Source organism: Companilactobacillus bobalius, from assembly GCF_009764355.1.
Genome location: NZ_LNUA01000064.1, coordinates 1 through 9,711, shown reverse-complemented (window position 1 = coordinate 9,711; position 9,711 = coordinate 1). Strand labels below are relative to the sequence as shown.

Genomic DNA, 9,711 nt, shown 5'->3' with positions numbered 1-9,711 from the left:
TGTTGAGTGGTGTGCTTTTTGGTGTTGAGTGGTGTGCTTTTTGGTGTTGAGTGGTGTGCTTTTTGGTGTTCTATTAGTGCTATAAACGTTGATATAAAGCCATTCCTTTTTCCCTAAGTATTTAGAAGTATTAATAGAATTATTAATAAATTAGGTGCGCGCGTAGCGCTATGTTTGTGAGCGCAATTCAATAAAACAAAACAACACAAACAAAAGGAGTGAGAGACAAGCTCTCACATTTAACTTCATTCGCTTTGCTCATTGCGCCTCCCTATGGTCGTTACATAAAAAGATCTTGGGCGTTGCCCAAACCCACAAGCGAAGTTCGCTTGACCACCTAATCACTCGCCGTTAGGCAGGCAAAAAAAGCAAGGGTGCTTTTCTTTGCATGCGCAAAAGTGTTTTATCCGCCAGTCTATCAACTCCTTAAAGCCTCAAAAAGGGGCTAACTGCTAAAGCAGAAAGCCCCTTTAATTCGATTTACCGTTGACAGACAGTTAAATAGTGCGTCGACACCTAGCTAATTCATCAATATTTTGCATTCTAAGCCATTTTAAAGATAATTTCATAAAATACACCTGTTAAGCAAAGAAATGCGTCAGAAGCCAAAATACGAGCCCTGAGAGCAACCCAGTCGGAATAACCGCGTACAGATAATTTTTAATCTCATACCAACTCATATGTTTATGTGTACGGTCAATTTCGGTAGATAAACGATTAGCGACTTGGTCCATAGTCCCTTGAACGGTTTGGTTTAGGCTGTCGTTTAGGGCTTTCAACGTGGTGTTGTTGCTCTTTTGCAGACTGTTTATCTGTTGCAATTCGTCGATTGTTTTGCGATTGACCGTCTTTGTTTGTTCGTTGAACTGATTTTGAGCGTCTTTGAGCAGAGCGACTAATCGTTCTCTGCTGGTTTCTTTGCTGTTCTCTAAATTGTTCAAGGTCTCTTGAAAGGCTTGATTGACCTTTTGGCTGGTTTGTTCGATTTGTGTCAGCTGTTCGGTCAGTTCGATTTGTTGTTTGCTTTGTAGTTGAATTTGTGTGCCCTGATAGTTCCTGATTTCTTTCAGGGTCTGGTTGAGCGCTGTTAAATCTGTTTGTATCTGGGTCTCTGGTACGTCTTTCCAACTCATTGTAAATTGCCTCCTTTTCGTAAGCTGTGCCAAGTTTATTACCACGAGCCTTATAATTCGTCCCTGTTAGCTGATAGGTAAGGTCTTTACCTCGTTCCCATACATCTATTGCTTTTTGCTTTAAATCGTCTCTAAACGTCTGAAAATCGCATATAAGCTGATTAGACATGGTACTATCAACTGCTTGTCTGATTTGGTCTTTCCAAGTCGGTTGTCCGCGGTCTTGCATTTTGATTTCGGCCATAGAACGCTTTTCATACCGTTCAGGGTCAGTGTGTGTTACTTCTAGTCCATGTTTTTGTACGATTTCATCGGTGTTATGAACGAGCTTTTCACGATATTCTTGCCAATTTCCATGCATTTTCTTGCCAGTTTCCAAGTCAATTGCCCCAATGACAGCGTGAATATGTAAGGCGTCCGTATCAGCATGTTCATATAGCGCCACCTGTTGATTAGGATAAGTCTTTTGATACACTTCTTTGGCAATATCGAGAGCTTTTTTCTGGTCGATTTCGTTTTTAGGGTCAAATTCCTTTGGACTAAACGAAATACGACTAGCATAGGCTTGTGTTTTACCTTGATTACCGTACACTTCACGGACTTGTTTAAATTGACTTTTAGCATAGTTCACATCAAGGTTTAGTCCGTCCTTTAAGACCGCACGTTTTTCGGCATAATTGACAAGCCGTGACGCACTTGCAGACCGCTTTATGTGAGTTGTTGCCATATCTTTGCCACCTCACTTTGAAGTTCCTGCAATGCTTGGGCGGGGACGTTGCCCCCCTGATTGGCGTGTTTTGTTAATTGGTTGAGATTACCCCCAATTTTTGCTAATTGACGGGCTAACTCTTGCGCTTCTTTTGCGCCAATCTTAGGGGCAACGATCCGCGCCCCCTGTGCCTTCTTTTTGACAAAAGCAGGCACGGACATATTTAAAGTTTTCGCAGATTGCGAAAGCTTTAAATAGTCCTGCTCGCTCACTCTAAAATTGATTTGCCGACTGTCTTTCCGATTGGGTTGTTTATCGGATAGATGGCTAGACATATTGTGTTGTTCGCTCACAAACCCCACCCCCTTTGTTTTGCCTTTCAGGCAAGTGAATTGATTGATTAAGCTCGTGAAACCCTTAGGGTTTCTACTCACATAATAAATCAATTCACGGGGTTTGGCAAGCAACCCACATGCTAGCCACTTACGTGTCTGATGTGGTGCTTGCAAAGGGGACGCTAGCGCTCGCCCCTTGACCCCCTAGCTACGCAAACTCACGGCAAAATGACTAGCTATATGCTAGCCACTTTTTACCAATCGTTGCGTATGCCATTTGCTGATTTATTCCGCAAATGGCGTCTACCCGACGGGGGCTGTCTGCCGAATTATTTTGCATAATAAGCATGATTTCATCAAGACAAATTTTGCACTTGACGCATGCTTTCAGCAGGAGCTTTCCAGCAGACCATTTCATGGAGAGTTCTCCCCGAACAGGGCAAGCGTCTCACGCTTGTAGCAAGGGTTTCAGCCCAATATAATAACTAAAATTTATAAGGTTCCTTTTCAAATGTGTTGATTATCCATTGCAGAGAAAAGAACACAATAAAAATAATAAGAATAGGAAGCAGTCTAGCCAGCCAAATATTGATGTTTGGATCTTGTGATAGAGTATGATAGAGCCATTGATAGTCATGGATTAACACTAGATTTTGAGTTACGTAAACATCGTGATTATCAATCCGCCTATCATTTTTTGAAACGTTTATTGACGACCTATGGTCGTCCTGATTGTCTGGTTACTGATCAATATGCTGGCACTTTAAAGGCTATTAAACAAGTAATTAAAGACGGCTTATTGGTGAAAGCAAATCACCAATGTTCTAAATATCGTAATAATTTGATTGAACAAGATCATCGGTTAATTAAACACGTCTTAGTAAAATCAAGCGGTTTTCAATCACTACGAACTGCGCTAAAAACGCTAAGTGGGATTGAAGTCATGCATCAACTACATAAAGTAAGCCAAAGAGAACCAAGTCTCTTTGGTTTTTCGTCGTCACAATCACTAATCGAATTATTAGTACAATGATCCGTTCAACAATCGTCCCAATGTATTACAAAGACTATTTTGTTAATTTTGCACCAGAACCCCAAAAATGTGGTTGCTAATAAAATTAATTTTCATAATTATTACGAATAAAATTCTCGATATTTTTTTCGTAATGTGGATAGTTATAATTTCCTAAACAACTTACTTTATTTGAATAATATTTAAATAATTCACAACAGAGCTTAAAAGATTGGTATGTCTTTTTATATCCATTCATCTCAAAAGTAGCTAAAAACATATTGAATTCTTTATCAGTTAAATATTTGTTTATAAACTTATAATTCTTTCCCAAACTAAAATCAAAACCCTTATTAAAACCAATATACCAAGACATCATTCTTAATAATTCAGGACGTAAAATATTATTGAAATGATCTAAAGCAAATAATATTTCTCTTCTAAAAACGCCCTTTGCTACATACGTTGAAACACTCCAAAACTCATTGCAGCAATCATGAAATTCTCGTTCTGTTGGTTTTTTTAACCAATAATTTGAGTCATCTGGAACAATTTCTTGAGTCACTAAATTATCTTTATCAACTAAAATTTTTACAAGACCATCAGAGTCATTAAAGTAACGATTTAAATCTTTTAAATTAATTAATGTAATATCCATTTTTATGCCATCTTTAAAGTACATTATATAACTATAACCATAATCTAAATCAGGAGGGAATAATTCCATATCTTCTGGTTTCTGTATGAACAATAATTCTCCAAATAAACTTAACCAACTCTCTTCATGTATGAAACACTCAATATCTGATACGAAAAACGAAAAATCATAATCTTGAAACTTATCTTTTTTTATATTTTCATTAGTTCTTGAACCCTCGAGAGTAATAATTTTTACATTGCTTCGTTGATAAGCAAATTCAGAAACTAAATTTAAAATCTCTTTTTCAGTTCTCATTGTTTTTTTCACTTCCCAAGTCTAAATTTACGTTGCCAAAAATTAATTTGCTTTTGCAATTGTTTTTCGTTCTCTTTCAAAGTCGATTTCATTAATTCCGTTAAATCAATTGGGGATATTTCTTTAATCAAATTTTTATATTTCGTTCTAGAATTTCTATGAATTTTGCCCCATTCTTCTTCATCACTTAATAACATAAAAACAATAGCTCTATCGGAAGTTCGTTTAATAATTTTCCAATCTGGTTTTAAAATATGTAAATCATTAAAAGGTAGCGTCAAGAATCTTGTGTAAATGAAATGCCTTCGTACATATAATCGGAAGTCAGTAGTATCAGTCGTTTTCGTCTTCAATAATGTGATCTTTTGTCTGTCCAAAAATCGTGATTATGTGTTGATCACTTAATCGATAATGAATATTTCGACCGTGTCGCACACTCGTAACAAGATTTAATTGACGTAATAGACTTAGTTGATGGGAAATTGATGATTGACTCATGTCCAAAGTATCGGCGATTTCGCCAACACTCAAGGGTGTTTTTGACAATGCCAGGATAATTTTTACACGGGTCATATCGCCAAAAGCCTTAAAAATGTTGACCATTGATTCTAATTCTTCATTGGCAGGAATACTTTCCTTCAAATGATTCAGAGCAGCTTGATGTTCTTGTTCTGAAAAATCTTTTTCTACCATAATACTTCACCTTTTTTCTACAAATCATTGAATTTCCCTGTAGGATATATTATATTATAGATGAAATATGAATGAATGCTCATATATTCATGTAAACACTTACACAATTGTAGGGAGGATGTTTCTAATGAAATCGTACAATGTCCAATCCGAATATCAAGTAAAAAATAAGCAAACGAAATCAAAACATAAATTAGATCATGAATCCACTGTCAGACTATGGAAATTAGTTATTTCAGCTGTATTTATGATTGCTGGATTCATAGGAATATTCGGTGAACCGATTAATATCGTCCTTTATTTCATGGGTTACTTCGTTATTGGCGGAAGTATCGTCTTAAAAGCAGTTAAAAATATTTTTCATGGTGAAATTTTTGACGAAAATTTCTTAATGACAATTGCAACGGTTGGTGCTCTGATTTTAGGAGAGTATCCGGAAGCTGTCGCGGTCATGTTCTTCTATGAAGTAGGTAACTTATTTGAAGATATTGCGACAAATAATTCTAAAAAATCTATTTCAGCATTATTGGAAGTTAAACCAGTTTTTGCGACTATAAAAATGGCTTCAGGTACTAAGAAAGTTGATCCATCTAAAGTTCAAGTTGGACAGATTATTATTGTTAGACCTGGTGAGAAGATTCCCTTAGATGGGACGGTCGTGTCTGGACAATCGATGGTTGATACATCAGCTTTAACAGGTGAATCGATGCCTCGTAGTATTTATCAAAACGATGCCGCCATGAGTGGCTCTATCAATCAAAACGGTACTTTGGAGATTAAGGTCACAAAGATATATAGTGATTCTACAGTTGCCAAAATATTGGATATGGTCCAAAATGCAAGCAATAAAAAGGCTCCGGCAGAGAAGTTCATTACACGTTTTGCCAAAATCTATACGCCGATCGTAGTTGCTATGGCAGTTGCACTAGCAATAATTCCGTCACTGTTTACTGGCAACTGGGGTGAATGGATCTCACGTGCCTTGGTATTCTTAGTTATCTCGTGTCCTTGTGCTCTAGTTATCTCAGTTCCACTGAGTTTCTTCAGCGGGATTGGAGCAGCATCTAAACAAGGTGTACTAGTAAAGGGTAGCAGTTATCTTGAAGCCTTGAATAGTGTTGATACAGTAGCCTTTGACAAGACTGGTACTTTGACAAAGGGGCAATTTGAAGTTGTTAAAATTGAACCTGTAGCTGGAGTTAAGAGACAAGATTTATTAGGTATTGCGGCTGCAGCGGAACAGAATTCTACGCATCCAATCGCGCAGTCGATTATCAAAGCTTATAACGACGATATGAGTCAGTATCAGGTCACAGATGCGAACGAACATGCTGGTCATGGTTTGAAGGCTATAGTCGATGGCAAACAAGTTGTAGTAGGTAATGATAAGGCAATGTCAGGAATTAATTTCATCAGAGATAATGGAATTGGTACGGTTGTTTATGTCAGTGTTGACGGTAAGTTTATGGGTAGCATTGTGATTGCCGATGAGCCTAAGTCAGATGCACAGGATGCAATTGAATTATTACATCAACGTGGGATTAAGAGTGCCATGTTGACTGGTGATAATGCCATAGTTGGTAGATCGATTGCGGATAAGCTTAAGTTAGACAATGTCTATACTGACTTGTTACCTGAAGATAAGGTTAATATTGTTGAAAAATTACTTGCAACATCTAAGAAGAAAAATAAAAAAGTGGCCTTTATTGGTGATGGTATCAATGATACGCCAGTATTAACGACGGCTGATATCGGGTTCGCCATGGGCGGTCTTGGTAGTGATGCTGCAGTTGAAGCGGCCGATATTGTTATTATGGGTGACGAACCTTCCAAGGTTTCTAAGACGATTAAAATTGCTCAGGTGACTAGAAAAATAGTTATGGAGAATATTAGTTTTGCCATAGGGATCAAAGTTTTGTTCTTAATTCTGGGAGCCTTCGGTTTCGTAGGCATGTGGCAAGCAGTATTTGCCGATGTCGGTGTCACCGTTATAGCGGTATTAAACGCTGTTAGATTACAATTCTTGAAGTGATAAATAATTATAAAAAGGTCCTCGCATTTTATTAAATGCGAGGACCTTTTTTGTAAATACTTATTTTGTCCATTCTTTGATCTTATCCAATGATAATTCATTAACAGTAAGTTCTTTGATATGGGCAGTTATCCAGTCGATATCCTTATTCCACCATTGCAGCTTTTCTAGTTCATTAATCATATCATCAGAGAATCTTTGTTTAATTAGTTTGGCAGGATTACCGCCAACGATTGAGTATGGTTCCACATTGCTAGTTACAAGACTGTTTGCACCGATTATGGCACCATCACCAATATGAACACCGGGTAGAACAGTGACATTTTGACCAAACCATACGTCGTTACCGACTGTCGTATCGCCCTTTAGAGGTAAGTCATCTAGAGTAGGTGTGTTGGCTTCCCAACCGTTACCCTGAATATTAAATGGGTAAGTTGAAATGCCCTTCATCACGTGATTTGCACCATTCATAATGAATTCGATACCTTGGGCAATTGAACAGAACTTGCCGATTATTAGTTTGTCACCTAGGAATTCGTAATGGTGAGTGACGTGTTTTTCAAAATTCTCTGGTTCAGATTTATCATCGTAATACGTGTAGTCGCCCACGATAATATTTGGGGATTTGATTGTATTTTTGATGTAGACCATTTCTTTGATATTGGGGTTGGGATAGATTGAATTCGGATCGGGGTATGATTTCATGAGATGCTCCTTAAATTTAATTGCTGTTATTTAACAGCCGTTACATATATTATAATGTAAGAATACATAATAATTAATATAGATGAACCATGGAGATAATAAAATGATAGCAGGAAGTTTATATCAGAGAATTGCCAGTGATATTAAAAAGAATATTTTATCAGGTAAGTATGAAGTAGGAAACCTTATACCAACAGAGAACGAATTAGAGAAAATGTATAATGTCAGCAAAATCACGGTCCGTAATGCGGTTGAATTACTAGTCAGTGAGGGTTATTTGGTTAAGAAAAGTGGAATCGGAACGACGGTTATTAGCAACAACTTGTTCAATAAATTATCAAAAGCCAGATCATTCTCATCTATTGTCGATGAACACGGTGATTTAACTAAGAAGATTCTACAGATCAAATTAGTTTCGCCAAAGGGAACTCCTTTTGAGGAATCTGGTAAGCAACAGGTTTTGTATATTAAACGTCTTTATTCACTGGATGATAAGCCGTTCATAATTTTTGAACACTATCTTCCAAATGTTGCGATTCAAAATGAATTGAAAGATTTGCGTCACAAATCACTCTACAAAATACTCCAAGAGAGTGGTCAAGAAGTGGCTAGTTTCAAAGATGAATTCAAGGCCGTTAATCTAAAAGATGATGACAAGGAGTTATTGGGTAAGTCGGATACTTTGGCGCTTAATCGTGTTAGAAGAGGTTTTGATCGCTTTGGCAATCTAGTCGAATATTCATTAGCTATGGTAGCGTCAAGAATCTTGTGTAAATGAAATGCCTTCGTACATATAATATGTAACTAACTTCGGTTTTCAGTCGTTCATTCCGTCAAGAACGGGTAATATTTTTTGAAACCTACAAAAAATTCTCATGCCTAGTACTCGACTACATTCTCACTCAAGGTTCAAAAGACATAACTTATAAGTTAAATTTGTGTGAACTCGTTGTAATTGTGGTGAGTTCATGCATTTGTAGCGCAAGAAAACCCACTACCAACAGACTGATAACTGATACAACTAGACTTATTTTTGTGATACTATTCTTCATAGTGAAACTTCCTTTCAAATGGTTGGTTGTTTTGCTAAATTTAGGGATACCGTGAGCTGTGGAGGCTAGGGCGGTATCCCTCTTTTTATTATGAACATCATTTCCCCCCTTATATTAAAAACGTGGGTTACGAATAAAATTATTGTGAATTTCGACTTGAACTACCTCACGACCACGGCGTGCTTGAAATAAAGATAAGTCCATATCATCAATTTCAAGGTTAATTTCTGCAATAGCTGGGTTTAATATTTTATCTTTTAAACGTCCATAGGTGTAACTTTCAGGCGAACCTAACCATTCTTTCCACTCATCAGGCGTTCCTTGAACAATGGCAATTGAACTACCGTTATCTTTATCAGCTTCACGGATCAATTTGTATAACAAAATAGAATATTTACTTTTCAGTTTAACGGTATCAACGAGTAAGTATTGGGTGTAGTGCCCTTTATCTTTTAATTGCAACAAAAATGGCGCAAATTCTTCATTGATTTTGATTTGAAGTTGTCCATTTTCCCAAATATGCACAACTTCAAACCACCCCGTTAGAGTAATACGACGATCCGTCTCACTATAAATACGAAGGCTTTTAGCACGCATGTCTTCTAAATTTTGGGCAAGTTGCGAGTACGTACGACCGCTACGCTTTAATTCAAGGACATTAGACAGCTCATACATTGACGTATGAATGATATTAAAGTGTTTATCATCAGGTTTAATCTTAGAAACAACAAAGTCCATAATCTTCAATTCACGGGCATTTAAATCATGACGTGCCTTAGTAATTAGGTCATTATGTTCAGCCACCTGAAAATATTGTTGGTCTTTAAAATCTTCTTTATTAAAGTTACGGTCACTGACCCATAACATATTGCGTTTATCGACCATAAATTTTCTTCCTTTCGAACATACATTTTATTTTATAAATACACTCTATTACTAATTAACACTAAAGTAAAGTGATTTTTATTTTTTTGGTGTTGAGTGGTGTGCTTTTTGGTGTTGAGTGGTGTGCTTTTTGGTGTTGAGTGGTGTGCTTTTTGGTGTTGAGTGGTGGCTATAAACGTTGATATAAAGCCATTCCTTTT

General features: G+C 36.9%; 9 protein-coding genes and 1 pseudogene. 3 read left to right on the top strand and 7 right to left on the bottom strand.

From position 1 onward, the window contains the following. Positions 1 to 717: 717 nt before the first annotated feature. The gene (locus ATN92_RS14755; protein WP_056950657.1) at positions 718 to 1,860 is read right to left on the bottom strand and encodes a relaxase/mobilization nuclease domain-containing protein; all 1,143 of its coding nucleotides are present in this window, start codon (positions 1,858 to 1,860) and stop codon (positions 718 to 720) included. Continuing rightward, the gene (locus ATN92_RS14750; RefSeq protein WP_056950680.1) at positions 1,842 to 2,195 is read right to left on the bottom strand and encodes a MobC family plasmid mobilization relaxosome protein; all 354 of its coding nucleotides are present in this window, start codon (positions 2,193 to 2,195) and stop codon (positions 1,842 to 1,844) included. Before ATN92_RS14750 ends, ATN92_RS14755 begins: the two co-directional genes overlap by 19 nt. 601 nt (positions 2,196 to 2,796) lie before the next feature. Between ATN92_RS14750 and ATN92_RS14745 the strand changes: the two are divergent. Continuing rightward, positions 2,797 to 3,210: pseudogene (locus ATN92_RS14745) on the top strand (DDE-type integrase/transposase/recombinase); the annotation flags it as partial. Between the two features lie 85 nt (positions 3,211 to 3,295). Here ATN92_RS14745 and str read toward each other — a convergent pair. The 3 genes from str to ATN92_RS14730 all read right to left on the bottom strand — a co-directional run bounded on the left by str (position 3,296) and on the right by ATN92_RS14730 (position 4,837). Next, on the bottom strand, positions 3,296 to 4,144 hold the full coding sequence (gene str, locus ATN92_RS14740) for a streptomycin adenylyltransferase Str (protein ID WP_056950663.1): 849 nt from the start codon (positions 4,142 to 4,144) through the stop codon (positions 3,296 to 3,298). A gap of 8 nt (positions 4,145 to 4,152) precedes the next feature. Next, on the bottom strand, positions 4,153 to 4,341 hold the full coding sequence (locus ATN92_RS14735) for a hypothetical protein (protein ID WP_435369334.1): 189 nt from the start codon (positions 4,339 to 4,341) through the stop codon (positions 4,153 to 4,155). 136 nt (positions 4,342 to 4,477) lie between these two features. Beyond that, positions 4,478 to 4,837: an ArsR/SmtB family transcription factor gene (locus ATN92_RS14730; protein WP_025024910.1), complete on the bottom strand. Its 360-nt coding sequence runs from the start codon at positions 4,835 to 4,837 to the stop codon at positions 4,478 to 4,480. 247 nt (positions 4,838 to 5,084) lie between these two features. On the opposite strand from ATN92_RS14730, the gene ATN92_RS14725 reads away from it, so the two are divergent. Continuing rightward, entirely contained in the window at positions 5,085 to 6,869 is a 1,785-nt protein-coding gene (locus ATN92_RS14725; protein ID WP_411762952.1) for a heavy metal translocating P-type ATPase, read from the top strand. 60 nt (positions 6,870 to 6,929) lie between these two features. On the opposite strand, the gene ATN92_RS14720 is transcribed toward ATN92_RS14725, so the two are convergent. Beyond that, positions 6,930 to 7,574: a Vat family streptogramin A O-acetyltransferase gene (locus ATN92_RS14720; RefSeq protein ID WP_056950673.1), complete on the bottom strand. Its 645-nt coding sequence runs from the start codon at positions 7,572 to 7,574 to the stop codon at positions 6,930 to 6,932. Between the two features lie 103 nt (positions 7,575 to 7,677). On the opposite strand from ATN92_RS14720, the gene ATN92_RS14715 reads away from it, so the two are divergent. Next, positions 7,678 to 8,352, top strand: coding sequence for a GntR family transcriptional regulator (locus ATN92_RS14715; protein ID WP_056950674.1), 675 nt, complete (start codon positions 7,678 to 7,680; stop codon positions 8,350 to 8,352). 388 nt (positions 8,353 to 8,740) lie between these two features. On the opposite strand, the gene ATN92_RS14710 is transcribed toward ATN92_RS14715, so the two are convergent. Beyond that, positions 8,741 to 9,511 carry a replication initiation protein gene (locus tag ATN92_RS14710; protein ID WP_056950677.1) on the bottom strand — a complete coding sequence of 257 codons (771 nt, stop codon included), beginning with the start codon at positions 9,509 to 9,511 and terminating at the stop codon, positions 8,741 to 8,743. Between the last annotated feature and the right edge of the window lie 200 nt (positions 9,512 to 9,711).